Origin of the sequence: Actinomycetospora sp. CA-101289, assembly GCF_050955895.1 — a bacterium.
Taxonomy (GTDB): Bacteria; Actinomycetota; Actinomycetes; order Mycobacteriales; family Pseudonocardiaceae; genus Actinomycetospora.
This window is the reverse complement of the sequence record NZ_CP192093.1, coordinates 472,771-498,097: the sequence shown is the minus strand read 5'-3', so window position 1 is coordinate 498,097 and position 25,327 is coordinate 472,771. Positions and strand designations below refer to the sequence as shown.

The window sequence follows — 25,327 nt, the reverse complement described above, 5'->3', positions numbered from 1 at the left end:
GAGGAGCGATGTCGGGTCGTCTCCTCGTCGCCGGGGAGACAGAGGCGCGGGAACGGCACGACAGCGCGACGGAGGAGCGATGTCGTGCCGTTCCCTCGTCGCCGGGACGACCTACCCGTCGCGGGGCGTGCCGTCCTCGCCGTCGTGATCTCCGCGACGGGGCAGGCCGTGCCCGTTGACGTGGCCGTTGCTGCCGCCCGAGGGCGGGGGCGGGCCGGGCGGGCGGGGACCGGGGTGCGGTCCCGTGGGCCGGGGGCGCGGGGCCGTGGTGTCCTCCGAGCCGGGCGGGCCCGGCGGCATCCCGTGCGGGGGTCCCGACGGCCGCCCGGTGAGCGGGTCGGGTGCGTGGGCCTCGAGGCGCTCGCGGGAGGCCAGCTCCTCGTGCAGGCGCGCGAGCAGCTCGCGCTCGCGGTCGGAGAGCTGGGAGTCGACCGAGTCCGGGCCCGACGACGGACGCGGCGGGGTCGGCGTCGGGCTCGTCGGGGCCGGCGACGGGGCGGGCCGGTGGACCGGCTCGGTGACCGCGTCGCCGACGCCGTCCGCGCTCTCCGGCCCGTGGTGGTGGCCGTTGGTGTACGGCGGCGGGGACTCGACCTGGCCGTCGACCTGCGCGGCGAACTCGCCGGTCTCGCTGCGGCTGTGCCGGCTGCGCCGCAGCCGGGCGCCGTTGACCATCGACGATTCGGGCGCCGCGCCGTCCACGCCGTACGCGGCGGGCGAGGGGGACGACGCGTCGACGATCGGGATGTCGCCGGTGGCGGCGTCCATGTCGATGCCCATGTCGATGCCGGCGTCGACCGGCTCCCACGTGCGCTCGGGAACGGCCGGCGACGACCCGTCGCCGTCGGGCCCGAACGAGACGCCGAGAGGGCTGTCGGTCCACGACGACAGGGGGTGCTCGTCGGAGAGGATCTCGTCGGGCGGCGGGGTGCGCCACAGCGCGGCGATCCGCTCGGCGGTGGTGTCCGGGTCGAGCTCCGCCGGGGCGGGCGGCTCGACGGTCTCCTCGACGGGCTCGGGCACGACGGGCTCGGGCATCGGAGGCTCGAGGTCCTCGGGATCAGGCCCGGCCCGGTCCGGCCGCTCGAGCGGGTCACGGCCCGCGGCGGCGACCGTGCGGTACTCCTCCTCGGGCGGCTCGGGCTGCACCGCCGGCTCGACCTCCTCCGCCGGCTCGGCCCGGACGACGTCCTCGGGCACCGGCGCGGCCGGGCGGGACGGCGCGACGGGCACGCCGAACGGCGGCACCTCGTCCTCGGCGGTGCGCCGTGCCGGCGGAGCCGGGGCGGCGGGGCGCGGCTCGACGACGCGACTCTCGGCGGGACCGTCGACGCGGTCGGACGCGGCCGCCGTCCACGGGGTGGAGGTGCCGACCGGACCGGCGCCCAGCGGACGGGCCGCCCGGACGGCGGCGCGGTGGTAGGCGGGCAGCTCGGCGCCCGCGGCGAACACCTCGACCGACACGGCGCCCAGCTCCCGCGCGGCGTGCGCCACGTGGTGGGCGACGTGCTCGCAGTCGTCGGCGGAGTGCGTCTCGACCAGCACGACGCGGTGCGGGACGGGGCCCGGCGCGGTGCCCGCGGGCGTGGTGCGCCAGCTCTGGCGCACGCGCGCCACCCCGGGCAGGCGGGCGGCGGCCCGCGCGACGACATCGCCCGCGCCGGCGGTACCGGTGCCGGCCGGCGGGTCGGCGGAGAAGCGGTGCTCGTCGCGGCGGTCGGCCTCGGGGTCGCGCGGCAGGGCGTCGACCAGCTCGGGGTCGACGCGTGAGGAGGCGAACCAGCGCCCGAGCACGGCGTGCTCGCGCGGCGTCACCCCGACGCCGGCGGCCAGCAGCGAGCCGCCGAGCAGCTCGGCGGCGGCCGCGTCGTCCTCGACGGCGACGAGCTCGCGCACCGAGGTCAGGGCGTCGTCGTCGAGGCGTCCCGCGAGCGACAGCAGGACCTCGTGACGGCCGCCCGTCTCGGTGCGGGGCGGCGTGCCGGGCCGGGGGTCGCTGCCCCCGCGGGCCGCGGGCGCGGCGGTCGGGCGCTCCGCCGGGCCGGGCTGGGGGTCATGCGCCTCGGACACCGGAGGAGCGACGGGCTCGGGCTCCGGCTCGACCTCGGCCAGGTCCTCGTCGAGGTCCTCGAGCGCGGGCAGGTCCTCGAGATCGGGGCCGTCGTCCACGACCGGCACCTCGACCTCCACGACGGGCGCCTCGACCTCCACCGGCTCGACCGGCTCCACCGGCACCGCCGCTTCCACGGGCGCCGGGTCCACCGCGGCCTGCTCCCCCGTCACGCCCGAGGCCCGCAGGCGCCGCCGCTCGGCGACGCGCCGCCAGGCCGCGAGGGCCACGGGGTCGCGGTCGGGCCGGTCGGTCGCGTCGTCGCGCACCGACCACGGCGGCAGGTTGGCGAGGTCGCCCCCGCCGCCGGCGAGCCCGCCGAGGTCCTCGCCGAAGCCCTCGAAGCCGAGCCGCCCGATGCGCGGGTGGTCGCCGCGGCGCCGGACCAGGCCGCCCTCGTCGGGCACGCCGACGCGGTCCGGACGGTCCTCGCCGGTCATGTCGCGCTCAGCCATGCCCCACCAGCTCCCCCGTGCTCGCGCCGAGCCCGGCGCGGACGGGCGAGGGCACGCGGCCGGCGTCGCGGCGCCACAGCACCTCGGCGGCCGCGAGCGCGTCGCGGCGGTAGGGCGTCGGGGTGGCGGCCGGGCCGGTGACCTCGACGCACGGGTCGGACTCGCCGCGCGCCCGCAGCGCGCGCTGCAACGCTCCGGTGAGGGCCGCGCTGTCCACACCGTCGGCCGCGACGAGCACGACCCGCACCGGCCCCCCGGGGCCACCCGCACGCCATGCGCGGCGCACCGCCGAGACGCCCGCGGTGACCGGGGCGAGCGCGCGCAGCACGAGGTCGGTGTCGTCCCAGCCGGGACCGGCGCCGGGGGCCACGAAGCGGGCGGACGACTCGGGGACGGCGTCGACGTGCAGCACCGCGTCCACCAGCCGCGACGGACCGCCCCACGCGAGGACGGCGGTGCGCAGGCGGGCCCGCTCGTCCTCGGTGACCCCGACGCGGTGGCGCAGCAGCGCCCGCGGGAGCGCCGTGCGCAGGGCGACGTGGGCCTCGCAGGCGAGCCAGTCGCGCAGCCGCCAGAGCAGGCGGTCCGGCAGCCGGCCGGCCATCGCCAGCAGGACGTCGTGACACGCCCGCTCGGCCTCGGTCCCGGATCCGGTCCTCGTGTCCACCTGTGCGCTCCGATCCACCTGCTCTGCCGCGGCCCACCGTCGTCCGGGCCGGTACCGCCAGCTCACGTGAGGTCGACGACGACCTCAACCTCGACGGGGGCGCCCAGCGGCAGCGCCGCCACTCCGATCGCCGAGCGGGCGTGTTCACCCGACGAACCGAACACGGAGCCCAGGAGCTCCGACGCTCCGTTGACCACCTGCGGCTGGCCGCCGAACCCGGGCGCGGACGCCACGTAGCCGACGACCTTGACCACCGACGCGATCGCCTCGAGCCCGACGAGGGCGTCGATCGCGGCCAGCGCGTTGAGCGCGGCGATGCGGGCGTAGGCGGCCGCGTCGTCCGTGGAGACCTCGGCCCCCACCAGGCCGGTGGCCGGCAGCTCGCCGCCCACGAGCGGGAGCTGGCCCGAGGTCCAGACCTGGTCGCCGGTGCGCTTGGCGGGCACGTAGACGCCCTTGGGCGCCGCGACCGCCGGGAGCTCGAGCCCCAGCGCCGCCAGGCGCGCCCGGGGCCCGTCCGCGCCCGCCGCGGTCACGCTCGCGGCTTCTTCAGGTACGCGACGAGCTGCTCACCGGTGGGGCCCGGGAGCACGGTGACCAGCTCCCAACCGTCCTCTCCCCACTGGTCGAGGATCTGCTTGGTGGCGTGGGTCAGCAACGGAACCGTCGCGTACTCCCAGTTCACGGCATCAGCAGTCATGGGGCCGAGGGTAGAGAAGGCCCCCGACACCGGTGTGACCCGCACCCCGGGCGCACCGCCCGCGGGGTCCGGCGGCCGGGCCTACGCTGGAGCGCGTGACCGATCAGCGCTGGCCCGCCGCCCTCGCCGAGGCCCGGCTGCACGTGGTGACCGGCAAGGGCGGCACGGGCAAGACGACGCTCGCCGCCGCGCTGGCCCTCGCGCTGGCCGCCGGCGGGCGCCGCACCCTGCTCGTCGAGGTCGAGGGCCGGCAGGGCATCGCCCAGGTCTTCGACACCCCGCCGCTGCCCTACGCCGAGCAGCGCATCGCCGTCGCGCCCGACGGCGGCGAGGTCCGCGGGCTGTCCGTCGACGCCGAGGCGGCCCTGCTCGAGTACCTCGAGATGTTCTACAACCTCGGCCTCGCCGGACGGACCCTGCGGCGGATGGGCGCGATCGAGTTCGCGACCACGCTCGCGCCGGGTCTGCGCGACGTGCTGCTGTCCGGGAAGGTCAAGGAGTGCGTCGGGCGCACCGTCGGCGACGGGCGCGGCGGCCGCGGGCGCGTGCCGCTCTACGACGCCGTCGTCCTGGACGCGCCGCCCACCGGACGGGTCGTGAAGTTCCTCGACGTCACGAAAGCGATGGGCTCGCTCGCGCGCACCGGCCCGATCCACTCGCAGAGCGAGGGCGTGGTCCAGCTGCTGCACTCGCCGCAGACCGCGGTGCACCTGGTCACGCAGCTCGAGGACCTGCCGGTGCAGGAGACCCTCGACACCGTCGACGAGATCACCGAGGCCGGGCTGCCCACCGGCGCCGTGATGGTCAACCGCATCCGGCCCTCGCGGCTGCCCGCCACGGCGCTCACCGCCGCGGCGACCGGCGCCGCGATCGGCACCGACCTGCGCTCCGGGCTCGAGGCCGCGGGCCTGTTCCTCAAGGACGACGAGGTGGACGGCCTGGTCAGCGAGACCGTCGAGCACGCCGAGCGCGTGCAGGTCGAGACCGCGGTGCGCTCCCGCCTCGACGCGGCCGGGCTGCCCCAGCTCGACCTGCCCGAGCTGACCGAGGGCGTCGACCTCGGCGGCATCTACGAGCTCGCCGAGCTGCTGCGCGAGCAGGGGGTGCGCTGATGGCCGCCGAACGCGCTGACCGGACCGACCGCACCGACGCCGCCGGCACCCGCGGGGGACGTCCGCGTCACCTCGACCTCGACGGGCTGCTGGCCGACCGCTCGACCAAGGTGCTCGTCTGCTGCGGCTCCGGCGGGGTCGGCAAGACGACCACCGCGGCCGCGCTGGCCCTGCGCGCCGCCGAGATGGGCCGCCGCGTCGTCGTGCTGACCATCGACCCCGCGCGCCGGCTGGCGCAGTCGCTCGGGCTCGAGGAGCTGGACAACGAGCCCCGCACCGTGCCCGGAGCCCTGCGCCCCGAGGCGGGCCGGCGCACCGACGGCGAGCTCCAGGCGATGATGCTGGACATGCGGCGGACCTTCGACGAGATGGTCGCCGGCCACACCACGCCCGACCGGGCCCAGGCGATCTTCGACAACCCCTTCTACCAGACGATCTCCTCCTCGTTCTCCGGGACGCAGGAGTACATGGCGATGGAGAAGCTGGGGCAGCTCACGGCCACCGGGGCGTGGGATCTCGTGGTGGTCGACACCCCGCCGTCGCGCTCGGCGCTGGACTTCCTCGACGCCCCGCAGCGGCTGTCGTCGTTCCTCGACGGGCGCATGATCCGGCTGCTCTCGGCGCCCGCCCGCGCCGGCGGCAACGCCTTCCGCAAGCTCGTCGGGTCGACGTTCAACCTGTTCGCGAAGGCCGTCTCGACCATCCTCGGCGGCCAGATGCTGGCCGACGCCTCGGCGTTCGTGCAGGCCTTCGACACGCTGTTCGGTGGCTTCCAGGAGCGGGCGAACAAGACCTACCAGCTGCTGCGCGCCCCGGGCACGTCGTTCGTCGTGGTCGCCGCGCCCGAGCCCGACGCCCTGCGCGAGGCGAGCTACTTCGTCGAGCGGCTGTCGGCCGAGAAGATGCCGCTGGCCGGCCTGGTGCTCAACCGGACCCACCCCGTGCACGCCACGCTCTCCGGCGCCCGGGCCCGCGAGGGCGCCGAGGCCCTGGAGGCGTCGCGCTCCGACGAGCTGGCCGCGGCCGTGCTGCGCCTGCACGCCGACCGCGTCGAGACCGCCGAGCGCGAGCGCCGCGTGCTGGGGCGCTTCACACGCGCGCACCCGGCCGTGCCGATCATCGACGTGCCCGCCATGGCCACCGATGTGCACGATCTCGACGGCCTGCGCGAGATCGGCCGCCGCCTGGCCTCCTGAGCGGCCGGCGCGCCGGGGCTCGAGGACGACTCAGCCGGCGTGCCGCCGCTCGGCGCGCCCGGCCGGCCGGGCCTCCGTCTCGGCGGCGGGCTCGACGGGACGGGCGGTGCGGCGCGGGCGCGCGGGCGCCGACGGGTTGGCGGCGGGGCTCGCGGCGGCCGCGCGGCGCGCCGACTCGAGCAGCGCGGCCCAGGAGATGACATCGGGACGGCGCTTGAGCAGGGCGCGGCGCTCGCGCTCGGTCATGCCGCCCCAGACCCCGAAGCGGATGCGGTTGTCCAGGGCGTGCGCCAGGCACTCGGTGCGCACCGGGCAGGCCGTGCACACCTCGCGGGCGTCGCGCTGCTGCGCGCCCTGGACGAACAGGGTCTCCGGATCCTCGTTCCGGCACCGCGCGGCGTGCCGCCAGTCCACCGACGTCCCCGCCGCGGACGGCACCGACTCTCCTGTCACGTCGTGTCCCCACCCTCTGTTCCCCGTGCGGGCCCCTGTGTCCGCGGCACACCTCCCCGCCGGTGTGGCCACGGAGCGCGCGCCGGATCGGTCCCCGGCCGCGTCCTGCCCGTCACTGGGTCTGACGCACTCTAAGAGCGCCCGGTTCCACCCACAACGGAATCGGAAGGATCCGTCACCATGCGTGCCCGGACCCCCGGCGCGCGGGGTCCTCGCCGACAGGCTCCTCACCCCCGACCGCGTACCCTCTTCCTCGTGGCGAGGGGCGAGCGGAACATCGGGGCAAAGGTGCGGCCGATCACCAAGCTCCTGGCGATCTGCCTGGTCGCGGGGGTGATCCTCGCCGGGCTGGCGTTCCCCTTCGTGGGCGGGATCGGGCTGGTGTCCAACGACGCCAGCGACACGGTCAACGCCACGTCGTCCGACCTCGCGGCGGGCCAGCTCCCGTCGGTCACCACCGTCACCGACAACCAGGGCGCCCCGCTGGCCTACCTCTACGAGCAGAACCGCCAGCCGGTGTCGCTCCAGCAGATGTCGCCGGCGATGCGCGGGGCGATCGTCGCGATCGAGGACCGCCGGTTCTACGAGCACGACGGCGTCGACTGGACCGGCACGCTGCGCGCGCTGGTGACCAACCAGACCGCCGGCTCGACCCAGCAGGGCGCCTCGACGCTGACGCAGCAGTACATCAAGAACTACCAGCTCTACGTCACCGCACAGACCGAGTCGGAGCGCCTGCAGGCGACCGAGCCGACCTACGCCCGCAAGCTGCGCGAGGTCCGCGTCGCCCTGCAGCTCGAGCGCCAGCTCGCCGCCGGGCGCACCAAGCGCGAGGCCAAGGACGAGGTCCTCGAGCGCTACCTCAACATCGTCTTCCTGGGCAACAACTCCTACGGCGTCGCCGCGGCCGCGCGCACGTACTTCAACACCACGCCCGAGCGCCTGACGATCGCGCAGTCGGCGCTGCTCGCCGGCATGGTGCAGTCGACGACGCAGTTCGACCCGACGCGCCACCCCGAGGCCGCCACCGGCCGGCGCAACGAGGTCATCAACCAGATGCTGGGCCAGGGCATGATCACCCAGCAGCAGGCGCAGGAGGCCGTCGCCTCGCCCCTGGGCATCGTCGAGCCCCTGGCCACGCCGTCCAACGGCTGCATCGGCGCCGGCAACGCGGCGTTCTTCTGCAAGTACGTCGTCGACTACCTCGGCGAGGCCGGCATCTCGGCCGAGCAGCTCAACCGCGGCGGCTACACCATCCGCACCACGCTCGACCGCAACGCCATGAACCTCATGCAGCAGGCGCTCACCGACGAGGTGCCGCCCGGGCAGCGCAACGTGGCCGACACGATGGCCAACGTGCAGCCCGGCCGCGACCGGCACCGGGTCGTCGCGATGGGCGCCAGCCGGGTGTTCGGCGTCGACGGCGACGCGCTGGAGACCAGCTACGGGCTGCCGTGGGAGCCGGTGAACCTCGGCGCCGGGTCGGTCTACAAGGTCTTCACCGCCGCCGCGGCCCTGGAGAAGGGCCTCGGCATCAACTACCAGATGGAGATCCCGCCGGACGGCTACGCGTCGCCGATCTACCGCGACGGCAGCGGCAACCCGTTCCCGGTGCGCAACGCCAGCCCGGCCCCGCCGCGGCTGAGCATGACCGACGCGCTCGCGACGTCCCCCAACACCGGCTTCGTCAAGCTCATGGAGTACACCGGCGTCGCGCCGGTGGTCGACATGGCGGTGCGGCTGGGCATGCGCTCGCTCGCCGAGCCCGGCCCCGACGGCGTCTCGATCGCCGACACGGTCCGCGAGCAGAACCAGGGCTCGTTCACCCTCGGCGTCACGCCCACCAGCGTGCTCGAGCTGGCGAACTCCGGGGCCACGCTGGCCTCGGGCGGCATGTACTGCCCGCCGACGCCCGTCGAGTCGATCACCGACGCGTCCGGGGCGCCCGTGCCGCTCTCCGAGCAGCCGTGCGAGCAGGTCGTCGACCCCGCGCTGGCCGACACCCTCATGTCCGGCCTGAGCAAGGACGACCAGCCGGGCGGCACCTCGAACGCCGCGGCGACCTCGCAGGGCTGGAACCGGCCGATGGCCGGCAAGACCGGGACGACGCAGCAGAACAAGTCGGCCGCGTTCCTCGGCTTCACCCAGCAGTACTCGGGCGCGGTGATCGTGTTCGACGACTCGTCGTCCCCGCGCGGGCTGTGCGACAGCGGCGGGGACAACCCGCCGTTCCCCTGCGGCGACCCGAACATCTTCGGTGGCAAGACACCGGCACTCACCTGGTTCAAGGCGATGAACCCGCTGTTCGCGCCGCTGCCGGTCGCGCCCCTGCCACCGACGAGTCCGCGCTACCTGCAGGGTGGCTCGAACGAGCAGGTGCCCGAGGTGATCGGCGACCAGGTCGACGAGGCCACCGCCGAGCTGCGCGACGCCGGCTTCCAGGTGCAGCCCGTCCCGGTGGGCAACCGGGCGCCGGCGGGCACCGTCGTCGGCCAGAACCCGCGCGGGTCGGTGCTGCCCGACCAGGTGATCACGCTGCAGGTGTCCAACGGGATCGTGCCCGCGGCGCCGAACCCGCCGAACGGTCCGCCACCGCTGACCGGGGCGCTGGGGACCGGCGGATGAGCGCGACGCTCGGGCGACGGGTGCTGCGCGCCGGCGCCGGGCTCACCGCGACCGGCGCCCTGGGCCTCGGGTACGCCGTCGGCGTCGAGCGGCAGTGGTTCGCGCTGCGCCGCGCGCGCCTCGAGGTGCTCGACCCCGTGACCGCCGCCGGCCGCACGCTGCGGGTGCTGCACGTCTCGGACCTGCACCTGCGGCCGGGGCAGCGCCTGGAACGGCGGTTCGTCGAGGGGCTGGCGGCGCTGGAGCCCGACCTCGTCGTCAACACCGGCGACAACCTGTCGCACCCGCGCGCCGTGCCCGAGGTGCTGCGTGCGCTGGGGAGCCTGCTGACGCGCCCCGGGCTGTTCGTGTGGGGCAGCAACGACTACCACGGCCCGCGGCCCAAGAACCCGGCGAACTACCTGTTCCGCCCGCAGCACCGCGTGCTGGGCCCGGAGCTGCCCTGGCGCGACCTGCGCGCCGCGTTCGTCGAGCACGGTTGGCTCGACGCCACCCACACCCGGCACACCCTGACCGTCGAGGGCGTCCGGATCGCGGTCGGCGGGGTGGACGACCCCCACATCGGCCGGGACGACTACGACCGCATCGCCGGGCCCGCCGACGAGCCGTACGACCTGCGCCTGGGGCTGACCCACTCCCCCGAGCCACGGGTGCTCGACGCGTTCGCCGCCGACGGCTACGACCTCGTCCTCGCCGGGCACACCCACGGCGGCCAGCTGCGCCTGCCCGGCTACGGCGCCCTGGTGACCAACTGCGGGGTCGACCGCTCGCGCGCCCGCGGGGCGTCGCGGTGGGGGGCGCACACCCGCCTGCACGTCTCCGCCGGTCTGGGCACCTCGCCGTACGCCCCGGCGCGCTTCGCCTGCCGCCCCGAGGCCACCCTGCTCGAGCTCGTGCCGCGCGCCGGCGACACCGGCCGTGCAGCCCCCGCGGAGGGACGGCCCCCGTCCGCCCGCTCGAGGGCCAGCGGGTAGAGTCACGGCTGCGCGGATCGCCTCCGGGGTGTGGCGCAGCTTGGTAGCGCGCCTCGTTCGGGACGAGGAGGCCGTGGGTTCGAATCCCGCCACCCCGACACGCCGCACGTCGGCCCCCATCCACTCGGATGGGGGCCTTCGTCGTTCCCCGGGGCCTCGAACGCCGCGACGGGATTCTTCGTGCCCCACGGGCCCCGCGCGCACCACTCGATCGTGAAGGTCACGAAACCCGTACGCCGGAAGCACCTGGCGGTCTCCGTCCGGTAACGACACGATGTCGGCGGACGATGCCTCTCTCGGATCACCCTGTCGGGGGGCTGTCACACGGATCGGGGACACCATGGAACACGGACGGGCACCGCACCCGCCCACCGGACGCCATGCCGCCTCGGCGCCCACCGGCGCCGCGACCGGCAGCGGTCGCCACGCGCGCCGCGCCGCGGAGGAGACGCCGCGCCCGGCGTCGACGGGCCGCCACCTGCGCGCCGTCCCCGAGGACGTCCGCGCCGGCGAGGAGTCCCGCCGCACGCCCCGCCTGGCCGACCTGCTGGCCGACGCGAGCCCGGCGGCGTTGCCCTGGGCCGGCATGACCACCGGGACGACGTCCGCGGCCGCCCTGGCCACCGCCGCCCCGCGCACCGCGTCCCGGCACACGGCGGTCCCCACGCCCCGCGTCGCGCCCGAGCCGCGCACCGCCGCGGTCGCACCGCGCCCCGCCGCCCCGCGCGTCCCCGTCGCCCCGAGCGCGGTCGCGTCGACCGTGACCTCTACCGTCCGCCCCGCGCCGCCCCTCCCTCCCCGGCCCGAGCTTCCGCTCCCCGCGCGGCCCGCGACCGCCGTACACCGTGCCGCCCCGGTCACCGCCGCCCCGACGCCCGCGGCCCCGGTCGCCACGGTGGTCACCCCCACCTCGGCGCCCACCCCCCGGCCGACGCCGAACGCGTCCCCGGCCGCGACGACCCGCAAGCCCGCCGCCCGGCGCTCCCACCCCGCCGAGATCGCCGCCCGCGCGGCCGGCCGGCGTGCCGCCGCCGGCGAGTCCGCCGAGTCCGCGGTCGCCGTGCACCCGGAGCTCCGTCCCGAGCCCCGCCCCGAGCGCGCGGTCCCCGTCGCGCCCGCGGCCCAGGTCCTGGGCCAGCCCGTGTTCGCCGACCGCACCGGCCGCCGGGCCCGGCGCTTCCGCACCGTGGCGATCGCCGCGACGGCCGTGTGCGCCTCGTACGTCGGCGTGGTCGCCGTCGGCGCGGTGGCCGGTCCCGTGGGCCCGACCGCGTCGCCGACCCTGCTGCCGGCGTCCGCGCCCTCCGCGGCCCCCCTGGCCGCCCCGCCCGTCGAGGCCCGCGCGGTGGCCGAGGTCGAGCCGACCACCACCAGCCGCGCCGCGCGTTCCACCACCCGCAGCGCCCCGCGCTCCACGGCGGCCCGGGCGCCGCGCACCACGCCGCGCGCGGTCGTCGTCGCCCCGGCCCAGCCCGTGGTCCCGCCGGCCCAGGACGTCGCCCCCCAGCGGGTCGCCGAGACCCAGCCCCAGCCCCCGGTGGAACAGAACGGCGGCGCCGCCGACGACGACGCCGCCGACACCTGAGTCGCGCCCGCCGCAGGACGGTCCGTCCGTCGCTGCGCGCGGTCCTGCTGGCCACGGTCGTCGCGGTGCTGGTCACCGGGCCCGTGGTCACGGGCGAGACGCCGACCCCGTCGCCCGCGTTCGCCGACTCCCTCGCCGCCGGCGGCACGGGCGGGGACGCCCCGCGGCGCCCGGGCGTCACCGCGCCGGAGGGTCCGCTGCCGACGGTCGGCGTCGCCCCCTACGTCGACCTGACCACCCCGCCACTGCCGGCCCTGACCGACATGGCCGACGCCACCGGGCAGGCCGACGTCGTGCTCGCGTTCGTCCTCGCCGGCGAGGACGGGGCGTGCGCGCCCACCTGGGGCGGCACGACGCCCCTGGCCGACCCCGCGGTGGGCCAACGGATCGCGGCGCTCAAGGCCCGCGGCGGCACGATGACCGTGTCCTCGGGCGGCGCGATCGGCGACTACCTCGAGGCCGCCTGCCCCGACGCGCCGTCGCTGGCGCGCGCCTACGGAACGGCCCTCGACGTCGTCGGCACCGACCACCTCGACGTCGACGTCGAGACCGACCGCGGCCGCGAGGTGTCGGTGCGCCGCATCGCCGAGGCGCTGGCGCTGCTCCAGCGCGAGCGCGGCACCCGCGTCACGCTGACCGTGCAGATCGACGGTGTCGACGAGGGCCTGTCGGCCGACGCGCAGGAGCTGGTCCGGCAGACCACGGCGGCCGGGGTGGCGGCGCGGGTCAACCTCATGGTCATGAACTACTCGTACGGGGGCGGCACCTGGGCCGGCGCCATGATCGGCGCCGCCCGCACGGCCGTCGGCCAGCTCGAGGGCGTCTGGCCCGGCAGCGAGCCCGCCGACGTGCGACGACGCACCGGCATCACGTTCATGCTCGGTCGCAACGACATGGACATGACCACCACGCCCGCCGACGCGCGCGCCGTCGTGGACGACGCGCGCGCCGCGGGCTACGGCGGCGTGGGGTTCTGGGCCGTGGCCCGGGACAACGGCTCCTGCCCCGGCACCGAGGACGAGACCGACGACTGCAGCGGCATCGACCAGGCGCCCTGGGAGTTCACCCGCATCGCGCGGGGCTTCACCGCGCCCGCCTAGGGACCTACTGCCCCGTGGTCAGCACCATCCGGAACCGGGCGTCGTTCGCCATCATCCGGTCGTAGGCCTCGGCGGCCCGCTCCAGCGGCAGCGTCTCGATCATCGGGCGGACGTCGGTGAGCCGCGCGAAGCGCAGCGTGTCCTCGGAGTCCATCGACGTGCCCGACGGGTGCCCCGTGACCCCGGCGGCAGGCCCGATGAGGCTCATGGCCTCGATCTGCAGCGGGCTCTCGGCGGCACCCACGACGAGGAGCTGCCCGCGCCGGTCCAGGCCCGGGACCAGCGCGGAGATCGCCTCGCCGCTCGTGGCGGTGGCCAGGGCGACGGTGGCGCCGCCCATCTCCGCGAGCGCCTGCCCCGGATCGCCGGCCTCGCTGTCGATGTAGGCGTGCGCGCCGAGCTTGCGCGCGAGGTCCTCCTTCTCCCGGCCGCGGGACACCGCGACGACCTCGAAGCCCATCCGCGCCGCGAACTGGATGCCGAGGTGGCCCAGCCCGCCGACGCCCTGCACCGCGACGCGGTCGCCCGCGCGCGCCGGGCTGGATCGCAGCGCGTGGTAGGTCGTCACGCCCGCGCACATCAGGGGCGCCGCCTCCTCGGACGACAGCTCCTCGGGCACCCGCGCCAGCGCGTCCGCGGGGACGACGACCGCCTCGGCGTAGCCGCCGTCGAAGGTCACGCCGGGGATGCGGCCGTTCTCGCAGGTGATGAAGTCGCCCCGGCGGCAGGGGTCGCAGTGGTGGCACGCCCCGCCGAACCAGCCGACGCCGACCCGGTCGCCGGTGCTCCAGTGGCCGAGGACGTCGGGACCGACCTCGTCGACCACCCCGACGATCTCGTGGCCGGGGATGATCGGGAAGGGCGTCGCCGGCATGACGCCCTCCTTGGCGAACATGTCGCTGTGGCAGACCCCGCAGGCCTGCACCCGGACGCGGACCTCGCCCCGGCCGGGCGTCGGCACGTCCCTCTCGACGAGCTCGAGGTCGCCCCCGGGCTGCGTGACCTGGACTGCGCGCATCGTCGGCACCTGTTGTGCCCCCGTTCCGTTCGTCGTTCAACCGGTCGTCGGATGCGTACCCGGGCACCCCCGCAGCCACGCGGGTGGTCCGGTGGGGGACCCCCGTTCACCGCCGGTCGCCGGGCCACCCCAACGGGTAAGGTCGCGACGACCAGGAGCGGGGACGTCCGGGCCCGCGGCGTCGTGAAGGAGGGGCCGCGTGAGCACGCAGGACGAGACGGCCGTGCTCCCCGACGCGGGTGAGCGGTCCCTGGTCGTCCTCGTCGACGCCCCGTCCACCATCGAGCGGCGGATGATCGACCGCTGGCTCGCCGACGCCCGCAAGGGGCGCAACGGCCGCGGCCTCGAGGTGCTCCCCGCCGAGGGCGAGCAGCTCGCCTCGCGCCTCACCCGCGGCGACAACCCGCTGCTCGTGCCGGTGCGCGTCGTGTGGTCGCCCGACCCCGAGCCCGACCGCACGCTGCTGCGCCTCGCCGACGTCCTCACCCGCGGCTGGGCGCTGCGATCCCGCGCCCGCGCCGCCCGCCGGGGCCCGCACCACCACCGCGTCGTCGTCGGCCGGCCGGCGACGGTCCGCGAGCTGCTGCGCCGCCACCGCCGCGAGCGCGCGCAGCCCGACACCGCCGACTTCGTGCGCTTCGTCGCCCGCCAGGCGACGCTCGCGCTCGACCGGGCCGAGCGGGCCCTCACGGGCAACCGGTTCAAGGTGCCGCGCGAGGTCGCCGGGCAGATCGTCGGGTCCGCGCACTTCAGCCGCGAGATCCGCCGCCTGGCCGCCACCACGGGCCGGCCCGAGGACGAGGTCGCGACCGAGGCCGCCACCGACCTCGAGAGCATCGTCGCGTCGCTCGACCCCGCCGCCGTCGACCTGTTCTCCGGCGTGCTGCGCCCGATGCACCAGAAGGCGTGGACGGTGCACGCCGACACGGCGGGCCTCGAGCCGCTGCGCGAGCTCAACGCCAACCACGCGCTGGTCTTCCTGCCGTCACACCGGTCCTACACCGACCCGTTCGTGCTGGCCGACGTGCTGCGCAGCAACGACTTCCCGCGCAACCACGTGCTCGGCGGCGACAACCTGCGCATCATCGGGCTCGAGCAGCTCGCCCGGCGCAGCGGCATCATCTTCATCCGCCGCAGCTTCGGCGGCGACCCGGTCTACAAGGCCGTGGTGCGCGAGTACTTCTCGTGGCTGTGCGCCAAGCGCTTCAACCTCGAGTGGTACATGGAGGGCGGGCGCACCCGCACCGGCAAGCTGCGCCCGCCGAAGTACGGCCTGCTCTCCGACGTGGCCAGTGCCGTGGAGACCCGACGCACCGAGGACGTCTACCTCGTGCCCGTGTCGATCATCCACGACCAGCTGCAGGAGGTTCACCAGATGGCGGCCGAGCAGACCGGGGCCGCCAAGACGCCGGAGGGCCTGCGCTGGCTCATGGGCTACGCCCGCGCACAGCGCCGTCCCGTCGGCGGGGTGCACGTCAGCTTCGGCGAGCCGCTGTCGCTCCGCTCGGCGCTCAACGCGTCCCACGACCCGGCGCTGGACGCCCGCCCGTCCGAGGACCCCCACAGCGCCGTCGACGACTCACCGGCCCGCCGCCTGGCGCTGCAGAAGACCGCGTTCGAGGTGTTCGTCCGCATCAACCGCGTGACGCCGGTGACGCCGATCGCGCTGGCGGCGCTCGCGCTGCTCGGGGTCCGCGACCGCGCCCTGACGCTGTCGCAGGTGCGCCGGGTCGTCGAGCCGGTGCTCGACTACGTCGACGCCCGCGGCCTGCCCCACACCGGCGTCGAGTCGCTGCGCACCAACGGCGGGGTGGCCGAGGCGCTGCTGTCCCTGCGGCGCGAGAAGGTCGTCAGCGCCTACACCGAGGGCTCCGAGCCGGTGTTCTCCATCGAGCCCGGCCACCACATCGTCGCGGCGTTCTACCGCAACTCGGCGATCCACCACTTCGTCAACCGCGCGATCGTCGAGCTGTCGATCCTCGAGGTCGGCGACCTCACCGGCCGCGACGCGCTCGCCCGCGGCTTCCAGGCGGCGCTGGGGCTGCGCGACCTGCTCAAGTACGAGTTCTTCTTCCCCGACAAGGAGACCTTCCGCGCGGAGCTGATCCAGGAGCTCACGCTCATCGACCCCGACTGGCGCACCGACGACGGCGACGTCGCCCGCACCCGCAAGCTGCTGCTCCAGAGCCGGTTCCTCTGCGCGCACCGGGTGCTGCGCTCGTTCGTCGACGCCCAGTGGGTGGTGGCCGAGCGCCTCGCCGAGCACGACCCCGACACCCCCGTCGACGAGGACGCGCTGCTCGACCGCAGCGCCGCCGTCGGGCAGCAGCTGCTCCTGCAGGGCAAGCTGCACGGGCCCGAGTCGCTGTCCCGCGAGCTCTTCGCGTCGGCGGTGCGCCTGGCCAGCAACCGCGGGCTGCTGGCCCCGAGCAGCGCCGCCCGCGAGGGTGAGCCCGACCTCGCGACCCGGCGGCGCGCGTTCGCCGCCGAGGTCCGCGGGGTAGTGGAACGGGTCGTGGCCATCGACGAGACCGACGCGACCAACCGACAGGAGTCCGCGGGTGTCCGACCCTGAGAACACCACCCAGGTCACCCCTGCTGACCTGATGGACGCCGTCGCCGCCGCCCCCGACGGGCCGCAGGTCGGGGCGTTCTTCGACTTCGACGGCACGGTCATCGCCGGCTACTCGGTGACCTCGTTCATGCTCCACCACGTCAAGAACCTCGACTTCCACCCGCGCACCACGCTGGAGACGCTGGCCAGCGGGTGGCAGGGCCTGCACGGCGAGGAGGACTTCCGCAAGTTCCTCGGCATCACGCTGCGCACCTGGGCGGGGCGCACGCCCGAGGAGCTGGAGAAGCTGGGCAACCAGCTCTTCCGCGACGAGATCGGGCCGAGCGTCTACCCCGAGGCCTGGCGGCTGGTGCGCGCGCACCTGGAGAAGGGCCACACGGTCGTGCTGGCCAGCTCGGCGACGCGCTTCCAGGTCGAGCCCGCCGCGAAGGCCCTCGGCGTCGACCACACGATCTACACCGCGGTCGAGGTCGGCGAGGACGGCACGCTCACCGGGCGCCCCGACGGCCGCTCCCCCTACGGCGAGGGCAAGGCCGCGGCGGTCAAGGAGTTCGCCGCCGCGCACGACGTCGACCTCGACCAGAGCTTCGCCTACTCCAACGGCGGCGAGGACGTGCCGTTCCTGGGCACGGTCGCCCACCCCGCCGCGGTGAACCCGTCGGCGGGCCTGCGGCGGGCCGCCGCCGAGCGCGGCTGGCCCGCCCTCGACTTCGGCGGCCGCCCCTGGACCACGCCGCTGGAGATCGCCCGCACCGCCGCGACGTTCGCGGGGATGATGGGCGGCTTCGCCACCGGCCTCGGGCTCGGGCTGCTCGGGGGCTCGCGGCGCGCCGGGCTCAACCTCGGCATCGGGCTGGGCGGGGACCTGTCGCTGATGGCCTCGGGGGTGGCCCTCGACGTCCACGGCGCCCGGCACATCTGGGAGGCCCAGCCGGCGGTCTTCCTGTTCAACCACCAGAGCCAGCTCGACGTCCTCGTGCTCGGCGGGCTGCTGCGCGGCAACTTCGCCCCGGTGGCGAAGAAGGAGCTGGCCAACGACCCGCTCTTCGGCGGGCTCATGCGCCTGCTCGAGACCGCGTTCATCGACCGCGCCGACAACGCCCAGGCCCGCAAGGCCCTCGAGCCCGCGGTGGAGCGCCTGCGGGAGGGCACCTCGATCGTCATCGCGCCCGAGGGCACCCGCTCGCCCACCCCGACGCCCGGCAAGTTCAAGAAGGGCGCGTTCCACCTCGCCATGCAGGCCGGCGTGCCGATCGTGCCCCTGGTGTTCCGCAACACCGGCGAGCTGATGAGCCGCAACGCCATGATCATCCACCCTGGCGTGGTGCAGGTGGCCGTGCTGCCGCCCATCGACGTGTCGTCCTGGACCCGCGAGGACCTCGACGAGCGCATCGAGGAGGTGCGCCAGCGCTACATCCACACGCTGGCGCACTGGCCGGGCGAGGACTAGAGACCTCGAAACACCGGCGCCCGCTTCTCCGCCCGCGCGCGGCGACCCTCGGCGAGGTCCTCGCTGGCCCAGCAGGCGTCGAACGCGGCGGCCACCTCGTCGGGCACCGGCGCGTCCTCGAGCAGGCGGGCGACGGCGAGCTTGTTGTAGGCGAGCGTCAGCGGTGCGAGCGCGGCGATCTCGGCGGCCCAGGCCAGGGCGGTCTCCCGGTCGCCGACGCGGTCGACGAGACCCGCGGCGCGGGCGGCGTCGTGGTCGAGGCGCTCGCAGGCCAGTAGGATCCGCCGCGCCGCGCCGCCGCCCGCGATGAGCGCGAGCCGGCGCACCGTCCAGGGGTCGACGGCGAGCCCGAGCGCGGCGGTCGGCAGGCCGAACACCCCGGCGGCGTCGACCACGCGCAGGTCGGCGGCGAGCGCGAGCTGGGTGCCGGCGCCGATCGCGGGCCCGTGCACCGCGGCGACCACGGGCACCGGGACCTCGGCGAGCCGGTGCAGCATCGCGTAGAGCGCGGCGAGGAAGTCGTGGTCGCCGACCGTGTCGAGGTCCGCCCCCGAGCAGAACGCCGTGCCCTCCCCGCTGAGCACCAGCACCCGGGCACCCTCGTCGACCGCGGCGTCGACCGCCGCGTGGAGGTCGCGGCAGTGGGCGGTGTCGAGGGCGTTGCGCCGCTCGGTGCGGTCGAGCCGGATCTCGTGGACGCCGGCGTCGTGGCGGTGGGTGCCGATCACGGGGTCATCACGGCCGCGATCATCCCCGGCGTCACGGCACGCGCGCGACCACACCCCACAGGCCGCTACCGGTCTCCGCGGGGCCGGGCGCCGGGCCGTCGGGCGTCCAGTGCGGCGCGGACACCCACCCCGGACCCTCGAGCTCCGTGCCCGCCAGCCAGGGGTCCATGTCCTCGGGGTCGCGCAGGCGGGGCGCGTAGCTCCAGCCGCTGTGGTTCATGGTGGCCCACCCGTGGATGTCGGGGCGGGCGACGCCGGTGAGGTGCGAGACGGCGATCCCGCTGCCCGGCGCGAGCGCGGCCCGGTAGTCGCGCATCGCGGTCTCGGCGACGGCGTCGGTGAGGTAGTGCAGGACGGCGACCGCGAGGAGGCCGACCGGTCGCCCGAGGTCGAGCACGTCGCGCACCTCGGGGGCCGCGAGCACCTTCTGCGCGTCGCCCGCGTCGGCCTCCAGGACCGCCACCCCGTCCAGCCCGGCGACGACGCGGCGGGCGTGGACGACGACGAGCGGGTCGGTGTCCACGTACGACACCCGCGCGCCGGGGTGCACGCGGCGCGCCCGGGTGTGCACGTGGTCCATCGTCGGCAGTCCGGCGCCCAGCTCGAGGAACTGGTCGATGCCCTGCGCGCACCAGCGGTCGACGACGGCCGCCGAGAACCGGCGGTGGCCGCGGCACAGGTCACCCATGGCCGGGAACACGTGGTCCACCTCGGCCGCGAACTCGCGGTCGACGACGGTGTTGTCGGTGCCCCCCAGGTAGTGGTCGAACACGCGCGCCATGTTCGGCGGCGTCTCCTCGTCCTCTGGCTCGAGATCGGTCACGGTCCCTCCCCCCGGTGCGCATCCTCTCCCACGAACAGGTCCCCGAGGCGGACCCGGCACACCGACGGGCAGGATCCGGGTCATGAACCCGCCGCCGGCCCGCCGCCAGGACCCCGTTCCGGAGATCCCCGACGTCCTGTTCGCCGACCACGCCGCCGAGAGCCGCTGGCGGGGCCGGTTCACGGCCGCGCGCGTGTCGGTCCCCGACTGGGCGCGGGATGCCCCGGATCGCAGCGTCTACTCGTCCAACGCCACCGGCACCTGGGAGATCTACGCCTGGGACCGGGCCACCGACGCCCACCGCCGCGTCACCGACCGGCCCCAGGGCACGCGCGGCGGCACGCTGAGCACCGACGGCACCGCGATCTGGTGGTTCGACGACACCGACGGCGACGAGTTCGGGGTGTGGGTCCGCGAGCCGTTCGACGCCGGCGCCGACGGGGCCACGCCGGCGGTGGCGGGCGCCGCCCCGGGCTACCCCGCCGGGCTCGACCTGGGACGTCGCACGGTCGCGGTGGGCTGGTCCACCGACGACGGCTCGACGCTGGCGGTCAGCGAGGACGGCGGCAGCGGGTTCGGCGAGGCCCGCGTGATCTACACCCACACCGAGGACGCCGGCGTCGGGGCGCTCTCGCGCGACGAGACGCTGCTGGCGATCTCGCACGCCGAGCACGGGGACTCGCGCCACCCGGCGGTGCGCGTCGTGCGGGTCGCGGACGGCAGCAGCGTCGGCGAGCGCCACGACGGCGAGGGCAAGGGCCTCGACCCGATCGAGTTCGCGCCCGTCGAGGGCGACCAGCGCCTGCTCGTGGGCCACGAGCGCCGTGGCCGCGACGAGCTGCTGATCTGGGACCTCGCCACCGACACCGAGACCGAGGTGGACATCGACCTGCCCGGCGACCTCTCGGCCGGCTTCTACCCGGACGCCACCGCGCTGCTCGTCGCCCACACCCGCGCCGGGCGCACCACGCTGCACCGCTACGACCTCGCGACCGGCGAGCTCAGCGACCTGCCGACGGCCGCGGGATCGGTCGGCGGCGCCGACGTGCGTCCCGACGGCACCGTCGAGTACGGGTGGTCGTCGGCGGCGTACCCGTCGTCGGTGCGGGCGCTGCGCCCCGACGGCACCGACATCGAGCTGCTCGCCCCGCCCGGGGACCGGCCGGAGCCCTCGGTCGCCCTCGAGGACGCGTGGGTCGACGGACCGGCCGGGCCGGTGCACGCGCTGTGGACCCGGCCTGCGGGCACCACCGGGCCGGTCCCGACCGTGTTCATGATCCACGGCGGGCCGCAGGCGGCGGACGAGGACCGCTGGTCACCGGTGCGCGCGGTGTGGGTGGACGCCGGCTTCGCGGTGGTGCACGTCAACTACCGCGGCTCGTCGGGCTACGGCTCAGCGTGGCGCGACGCGATCGAGGGGCGCCCGGGCACGACGGAGCTCGAGGACGTCGCCGTGGTGCACGACTGGGCGGTGTCGTCGGGGCTCGCCGATCCGGCCGCCTGCGTGCTCGAGGGCTGGTCGTGGGGCGGCTACCTGACGCTGCTGGGCCTGGGCCGCCAGCCGGAGCGCTGGGCCGTGGGCTGCGCGGGCGTGCCCGTGGCCGACTACCTCGCGGCGTACGAGGACGAGATGGAGCCGCTGCGCGCGTTCGACCGCTCGCTGTTCGGAGAAGCGCCGGACGAGGTGCCCGAGCGCTACACCGAGGCGTCCCCGCTCACGTGGGTCGACGCGGTGCGGGCGCCGGTGCTCGTGCTGGCCGGCGAGAACGACCCGCGCTGCCCGATCCGCCAGATCGACAACTACCTCGACGCGCTCGCCGAGCGCGGCCGCGAGTACGCGATGGTGCGCTACGACGCGGGCCACGGCTCGCTGGTGGTCGCCGAGACGCTCAAGCACACGGTCGCCGAGATCGCGTTCGCCCGCCGCGCCCTCGGCCTGCCCGTGCCCGCCTGACCCGGGGCACACGTCGGCCCGCCCGCGAGGGACGCGGGCGGGCCGGCGGTGTGGTGGTGCCGTGGTGGAGACCGGTGCGTCAGGCCGTCTTGGCCTGCCACATCCAGTGGGCCTCCTCCAGCTTGGCCGTCTGGGCGATGAGCAGGTCCTGGGTGACCGGGTCGGGCTCATCGGTGACCGCGATGCGCTCGCGCATGCGCGCGATGAGCTGCGCGAGGGTCTCGACGACGGCGGCGTTGACGTCGTCGACCTGGTGCCAGCCCTCGTCGGTGGTGGGCAGCCCGCTGCTCTTGGCGACGGTCTCCGCGCGCCCGTCGGGTGAGACGCCCAGGGTGGCGGCGCGCTCCGCGACCTCGTCGGCGTACTGCCGCGCGAGGTCGACGAGCTCGTCGAGGTGCAGGTGCGCCTCGCGGAAGTTGCGGCCCACGACGTTCCAGTGCCACTGCTTCGCGGTCAGCGACAGGTCGACGAAGTCGGCCAGGCTGTCCTGCAGCACGGCGCCGACGGCCTGCTGGGCCTCGTCGGGCAGGGGACTCGAGATCGGTGCGGTGGCCATGCGGTGGTGTTCCTCCTTCGTGCGGGAAACCAGCGACCCGCCCCGCGTACAGCGCGGGACGGGTCGCGGTTGTTCCGGGAGCTGCTCCGTCAGCGCGGGCTCAGCTCTGGCTGAGGACCTTCTGCTCCTTGCCGGTCAGCTCGCGGACGCGGGCCTCGACGCGCTCGCCCATGCCCTGGTCGATCGACTTCCAGTAGTCGAACGCGCGCTCGAGGACGTCGTCGCCGACGCCCTTCGACAGGTGGCCCGAGACGTTCTCGACGAAGCGGTCGCGCTGGTCGTCGTCCCAGACCTCGAGCATCATCGTGCGGGCCTGCACCTCGTCGGTGTCCTCGGCGTGCGGCACGTACGCCGCGCGCTGGATCTGCCCGTCGGAGTACCAGGTCGGCGGCTGGATCGTCTCGGTGGTCTGCGCGCCGCCCTTCGTGTTGGGGGCGTAGACCGGGTCCTTGACGTTCTGCACGCGCATGGCGCCGGCGACCGTGTAGGCGTGCGCCGTGGTGCCCTGGGGGGCGTTCACCGGGATCTGCTTGTAGTTGACCCCGAGGCGGGCGCGGTGCGCGTCCGCGTAGGAGAACCCGCGGGCGAGCAGCATCTTGTCCGGCGACAGCGCCAGCCCCGGGGGCTGGTTGTTCGGCTCGAACGCGACCTGCTCGATCTCGGTGTGGTAGTCCTCCGGGTTCCGGTTCAGCGTCAGCTTCCCGACCTCCTGCAGGGGGTAGTCGCTGTGCGGCCACACCTTGGTCAGGTCGAACGGGTTGAACCGGTAGGTCTTCGCGTCCTCGAACGGCATGATCTGCACGTGGAGGGTCCAGCTCGGGAACTCCCCGCGCTCGATGGCCTCGTAGAGGTCGCGCTGGTGGTAGTCGGCGTCCTCACCCGCGAGGCGGCCGGCCTCCTCCTCGGTCAGGCACTCGACGCCCTGGTCCGACTTGAAGTGGTACTTGACCCAGAACTCCTCGCCGGCGGCGTTGATCCACATGTAGGTGTGGCTGGAGTAGCCGTTCATGTGGCGCCAGTCCTTGGGGATGCCCCGGTCGCCCATGAGCCACGTGACCTGGTGCTTCGACTCCGGCGAGAGCGTCCAGAAGTCCCACTGCATGTCGTGGTCGCGCAGGCCGTTGCGGGCCAGGCGCTTCTGCGACCGGATGAAGTTCTGGAACTTCATGGGGTCGCGGATGAAGAAGACCGGCGTGTTGTTGCCGACCATGTCCCAGTTGCCCTCGCGGGTCCACAGCTTGAGAGCGAAGCCGCGCGGGTCGCGCCAGGTGTCGGGGCTGCCCCGCTCGCCGGCGACGGTGGAGAACCGGATGATCCCCTCGGTCGTCTCGCCGGGCTGGAACACGGCGGCCTTCGTGTACGCCGTGACGTCCTGCGTGACCTCGAACTGCAGGAACGCGCCGCTGCCCTTGGCGTGCGGCTGGCGCTCCGGAATGCGCTCCCGGTTGAAGTTCGCCATCTGCTCGATCAGGTAGTGGTCCTGCAGGACCAGCGGACCGTCGGTCCCGACCGTCGCGGAGAACTCGTGGCTCGGAGCCGGGATACCGGCGTCGTCGGTGGCGTAGTTGCTCACGTTCACCTCTCGTGGTGGTGGCTGTCGTGCAGCGCCGCGACCGGGCGGCGGACGCCCGGCCGGACGGCCCCGTCGTCCGCGCCGCGGAGGGCGCAGGACGGGCAGGTGCCCCAGAACACGACCTCGGCCTCGTCGACGACGAAGCCGCCCGTGTCGGACGGCGTGAGACACGGCGGCTCGCCGACGACGCAGTCGACGTCGGCGGTGGCGCCGCACGCCCGGCACACCACGTGGTGGTGGTTGTCGCCGGTGCGCGTCTCGTACCGCGCCGCCGAGCCCGCGGGCTCGATGCGGCGGACCAGTCCGGCGTCCACGCACGCGGCGAGGACGTCGTACACGGCCTGGGTGGACACCGACCCCAGCCGGCGCCGGACCGCGGACGCGACGGCGTCGGCCGTCGAGTGCGGGTGCTCGCCGAGCACGCCCAGCACCGCCTGGCGCGGGGCCGTGACGCGCAGACCGGCCGCGCGCAGACGCGCCCGCGGATCGGCCACGTGGTGGCGTGGGTCCGCGGAGGGCGTCGCGAGGCCGTCCTCGGCACCGGTGCGTGGGGTCATGGTGACCTCACCGTCCCACCGAGACTGGAACGAGTCAAGAAAAGCGGGGGTGGGCGCCCCTCAGGCCCGCACGAGCTCCTCGGCGATCTCGTAGGTGTTCAGCGCCGCGCCCTTGCGCAGGTTGTCGCCGCACACGAAGAACTCGAGGGTGTTCGGGAAGTCGAGGGCCTGGCGCACCCGGCCCACGTACGTCGGGTCCTCGCCCACGACGTCGACCGGCGACGGGAAGCGCATGGCCTCCGGCTCGTCGACCAGCACGATCGAGGGCTGGGCGGCGAACACCTGCTGGGCGGTCGCCACGTCCACCGGGCCCTCGAAGGTGGCGTGCACGGCGATCGAGTGCGTGGTCACGACGGGCACGCGCACGCAGGTCGCCGACACCTTGAGCTCGGGCAGGCCCAGGATCTTGCGCGACTCGTTGCGGACCTTGAGCTCCTCCGAGGTCCACCCGCCGTCGCGCAGCGAGCCCGCGAAGGGCACGACGTTGAGCGCGAGCGGCGCGTGGAACGGCGAGTCGGACGGCAGCCCGGCCGCGGCGATGGCCTCGGCGACGTCGCCGCGGCGGTTGCCCACGTCCTTGCCGGCGACGGCGGACAGCTCGGCCTGCAGCCGATCGATGCCTTCCTGGCCCGCGCCGGACGCCGCCTGGTAGCTCGCGACCACCAGCTCGCGCAGCCCGAACGTCCGGTGCAGCGCGCCGAGCGCAGCCATCATCGACAGCGTCGTGCAGTTCGGGTTGGACACGATGCCCTTGGGCCGCGTGTGCGCCGCCTCGGCGTTGACCTCGGGCACCACGAGCGGGACCTCGGGGTCCATGCGGAAGGCCCCGGAGTTGTCGACCGCGATGGCGCCCTTCGACACGGCCACCGGCGCCCACTCGGCGCTGACGGCGTCGGGGACGTCGAACATCGCGATGTCGACGCCGTCGAACGCCTCGGGCGAGAGGGCGACGACCTCGATCTCCTCCCCGCGCACCCGCAGGCGCCGGCCCGCCGACCGCGGGGAGGCGATCAGCCGGATCTCGCTCCACGGCACGGTCTCGCGCGCGTCGATGATGTCGATCATGACGGAGCCGACGGCCCCGGTCGCGCCGACGATGGCGAGCGTGGTCATGGG

At 75.3% G+C, this 25,327-nt stretch carries 20 protein-coding genes, 1 tRNA gene and 1 pseudogene; 10 read left to right on the top strand and 12 right to left on the bottom strand.

From position 1 onward, the window contains the following. Positions 1-111: 111 nt before the first annotated feature. From ACQPX6_RS02410 to ACQPX6_RS02395, 4 genes are all read right to left on the bottom strand, one after another. Positions 112-2,565 (bottom strand): hypothetical protein, encoded by a 2,454-nt coding sequence (locus ACQPX6_RS02410; protein WP_433785167.1) that lies wholly within the window; start codon positions 2,563-2,565, stop codon positions 112-114. Beyond that, entirely contained in the window at positions 2,558-3,232 is a 675-nt protein-coding gene (locus tag ACQPX6_RS02405; protein ID WP_433785166.1) for a hypothetical protein, read from the bottom strand. The genes ACQPX6_RS02410 and ACQPX6_RS02405 overlap by 8 nt, the downstream gene beginning before the upstream one ends. Before the next feature lie 62 nt (positions 3,233-3,294). Continuing rightward, positions 3,295-3,768: a RidA family protein gene (locus ACQPX6_RS02400; RefSeq protein ID WP_433785164.1), complete on the bottom strand. Its 474-nt coding sequence runs from the start codon at positions 3,766-3,768 to the stop codon at positions 3,295-3,297. After that, on the bottom strand, positions 3,765-3,932 hold the full coding sequence (locus tag ACQPX6_RS02395; RefSeq protein ID WP_433785163.1) for a hypothetical protein: 168 nt from the start codon (positions 3,930-3,932) through the stop codon (positions 3,765-3,767). The genes ACQPX6_RS02400 and ACQPX6_RS02395 overlap by 4 nt, the downstream gene beginning before the upstream one ends. Positions 3,933-4,027: 95 nt before the next feature. Between ACQPX6_RS02395 and ACQPX6_RS02390 the strand changes: the two genes are divergently transcribed. Both ACQPX6_RS02390 and ACQPX6_RS02385 read left to right on the top strand, forming a co-directional pair. After that, positions 4,028-5,044 carry an ArsA-related P-loop ATPase gene (locus ACQPX6_RS02390; RefSeq protein WP_433785162.1) on the top strand — a complete coding sequence of 339 codons (1,017 nt, stop codon included), beginning with the start codon at positions 4,028-4,030 and terminating at the stop codon, positions 5,042-5,044. After that, complete coding sequence (locus ACQPX6_RS02385; protein WP_433785160.1) at positions 5,044-6,240, top strand: ArsA family ATPase; 1,197 nt, start codon at positions 5,044-5,046, stop codon at positions 6,238-6,240. Before ACQPX6_RS02390 ends, ACQPX6_RS02385 begins: the two co-directional genes overlap by 1 nt. Before the next feature lie 162 nt (positions 6,241-6,402). Here the strand turns inward: ACQPX6_RS02385 and ACQPX6_RS02380 are convergent. Then, a pseudogene (locus ACQPX6_RS02380) lies at positions 6,403-6,678 on the bottom strand (WhiB family transcriptional regulator); the annotation flags it as partial. 270 nt (positions 6,679-6,948) lie between these two features. Between ACQPX6_RS02380 and ACQPX6_RS02375 the strand changes: the two are divergent. From ACQPX6_RS02375 to ACQPX6_RS02355, 5 genes are all read left to right on the top strand, one after another. Beyond that, on the top strand, positions 6,949-9,318 hold the full coding sequence (locus tag ACQPX6_RS02375) for a penicillin-binding protein (protein ID WP_433785159.1): 2,370 nt from the start codon (positions 6,949-6,951) through the stop codon (positions 9,316-9,318). Continuing rightward, a complete protein-coding gene (locus ACQPX6_RS02370) occupies positions 9,315-10,292 on the top strand; it encodes a metallophosphoesterase (protein WP_433785157.1) in 978 nt (325 codons plus the stop codon). Before ACQPX6_RS02375 ends, ACQPX6_RS02370 begins: the two co-directional genes overlap by 4 nt. Positions 10,293-10,316: 24 nt before the next feature. Continuing rightward, positions 10,317-10,390, top strand: a tRNA-Pro gene (locus ACQPX6_RS02365). A gap of 242 nt (positions 10,391-10,632) precedes the next feature. Continuing rightward, a complete protein-coding gene (locus ACQPX6_RS02360) occupies positions 10,633-11,877 on the top strand; it encodes a hypothetical protein (protein ID WP_433785156.1) in 1,245 nt (414 codons plus the stop codon). 65 nt (positions 11,878-11,942) lie between these two features. Continuing rightward, positions 11,943-12,977 (top strand): hypothetical protein, encoded by a 1,035-nt coding sequence (locus ACQPX6_RS02355; protein WP_433785155.1) that lies wholly within the window; start codon positions 11,943-11,945, stop codon positions 12,975-12,977. A 4-nt stretch (positions 12,978-12,981) separates the two neighbouring features. On the opposite strand, the gene ACQPX6_RS02350 is transcribed toward ACQPX6_RS02355, so the two are convergent. After that, entirely contained in the window at positions 12,982-13,995 is a 1,014-nt protein-coding gene (locus tag ACQPX6_RS02350; protein ID WP_433785154.1) for an alcohol dehydrogenase, read from the bottom strand. Positions 13,996-14,194: 199 nt separating this feature from the next. On the opposite strand from ACQPX6_RS02350, the gene ACQPX6_RS02345 reads away from it, so the two are divergent. Both ACQPX6_RS02345 and ACQPX6_RS02340 read left to right on the top strand, forming a co-directional pair. After that, positions 14,195-16,570 carry a glycerol-3-phosphate 1-O-acyltransferase gene (locus ACQPX6_RS02345; protein ID WP_433785153.1) on the top strand — a complete coding sequence of 792 codons (2,376 nt, stop codon included), beginning with the start codon at positions 14,195-14,197 and terminating at the stop codon, positions 16,568-16,570. Further along, positions 16,557-18,020: an HAD-IB family hydrolase gene (locus tag ACQPX6_RS02340; protein ID WP_433785151.1), complete on the top strand. Its 1,464-nt coding sequence runs from the start codon at positions 16,557-16,559 to the stop codon at positions 18,018-18,020. The genes ACQPX6_RS02345 and ACQPX6_RS02340 overlap by 14 nt, the downstream gene beginning before the upstream one ends. Here ACQPX6_RS02340 and ACQPX6_RS02335 read toward each other — a convergent pair. After that, positions 18,017-18,748, bottom strand: a complete 732-nt coding sequence (locus ACQPX6_RS02335; RefSeq protein ID WP_433785149.1) for an enoyl-CoA hydratase — start codon at positions 18,746-18,748, stop codon at positions 18,017-18,019. The two genes, ACQPX6_RS02340 and ACQPX6_RS02335, sit on opposite strands and share 4 nt — an antisense overlap. Positions 18,749-18,779: 31 nt before the next feature. After that, positions 18,780-19,571: an SAM-dependent methyltransferase gene (locus ACQPX6_RS02330; protein ID WP_433785148.1), complete on the bottom strand. Its 792-nt coding sequence runs from the start codon at positions 19,569-19,571 to the stop codon at positions 18,780-18,782. Positions 19,572-19,653: 82 nt separating this feature from the next. Here ACQPX6_RS02330 and ACQPX6_RS02325 point away from each other — a divergent pair, with 82 nt between their 5' ends. After that, complete coding sequence (locus tag ACQPX6_RS02325) at positions 19,654-21,525, top strand: S9 family peptidase (protein WP_433785146.1); 1,872 nt, start codon at positions 19,654-19,656, stop codon at positions 21,523-21,525. Between the two features lie 79 nt (positions 21,526-21,604). On the opposite strand, the gene ACQPX6_RS02320 is transcribed toward ACQPX6_RS02325, so the two are convergent. The 4 genes from ACQPX6_RS02320 to ACQPX6_RS02305 form a co-directional block, all read right to left on the bottom strand. After that, entirely contained in the window at positions 21,605-22,081 is a 477-nt protein-coding gene (locus ACQPX6_RS02320; protein ID WP_433785145.1) for a Dps family protein, read from the bottom strand. A 100-nt stretch (positions 22,082-22,181) separates the two neighbouring features. Further along, positions 22,182-23,660, bottom strand: coding sequence for a catalase (locus ACQPX6_RS02315; RefSeq protein WP_433785143.1), 1,479 nt, complete (start codon positions 23,658-23,660; stop codon positions 22,182-22,184). Next, the gene (locus ACQPX6_RS02310; RefSeq protein WP_433785142.1) at positions 23,657-24,211 is read right to left on the bottom strand and encodes a Fur family transcriptional regulator; all 555 of its coding nucleotides are present in this window, start codon (positions 24,209-24,211) and stop codon (positions 23,657-23,659) included. The genes ACQPX6_RS02315 and ACQPX6_RS02310 overlap by 4 nt, the downstream gene beginning before the upstream one ends. Before the next feature lie 60 nt (positions 24,212-24,271). Further along, positions 24,272-25,324 carry an aspartate-semialdehyde dehydrogenase gene (locus ACQPX6_RS02305; protein WP_433785141.1) on the bottom strand — a complete coding sequence of 351 codons (1,053 nt, stop codon included), beginning with the start codon at positions 25,322-25,324 and terminating at the stop codon, positions 24,272-24,274. Positions 25,325-25,327: the final 3 nt, after the last annotated feature.

Coding starts and splice junctions, on each gene's coding strand:
- ACQPX6_RS02320 (WP_433785145.1), bottom strand. CDS start 22,081: ATGGCCACCGCACCGATCTCGAGTCCCCTGCCCGACGAGGCCCAGCAG.
- ACQPX6_RS02350 (WP_433785154.1), bottom strand. CDS start 13,995: ATGCGCGCAGTCCAGGTCACGCAGCCCGGGGGCGACCTCGAGCTCGTC.
- ACQPX6_RS02325 (WP_433785146.1), top strand. CDS start 19,654: ATGAACCCGCCGCCGGCCCGCCGCCAGGACCCCGTTCCGGAGATCCCC.
- ACQPX6_RS02360 (WP_433785156.1), top strand. CDS start 10,633: ATGGAACACGGACGGGCACCGCACCCGCCCACCGGACGCCATGCCGCC.
- ACQPX6_RS02385 (WP_433785160.1), top strand. CDS start 5,044: ATGGCCGCCGAACGCGCTGACCGGACCGACCGCACCGACGCCGCCGGC.
- ACQPX6_RS02395 (WP_433785163.1), bottom strand. CDS start 3,932: ATGACTGCTGATGCCGTGAACTGGGAGTACGCGACGGTTCCGTTGCTG.
- ACQPX6_RS02370 (WP_433785157.1), top strand. CDS start 9,315: ATGAGCGCGACGCTCGGGCGACGGGTGCTGCGCGCCGGCGCCGGGCTC.
- ACQPX6_RS02410 (WP_433785167.1), bottom strand. CDS start 2,565: ATGGCTGAGCGCGACATGACCGGCGAGGACCGTCCGGACCGCGTCGGC.
- ACQPX6_RS02310 (WP_433785142.1), bottom strand. CDS start 24,211: ATGACCCCACGCACCGGTGCCGAGGACGGCCTCGCGACGCCCTCCGCG.
- ACQPX6_RS02305 (WP_433785141.1), bottom strand. CDS start 25,324: ATGACCACGCTCGCCATCGTCGGCGCGACCGGGGCCGTCGGCTCCGTC.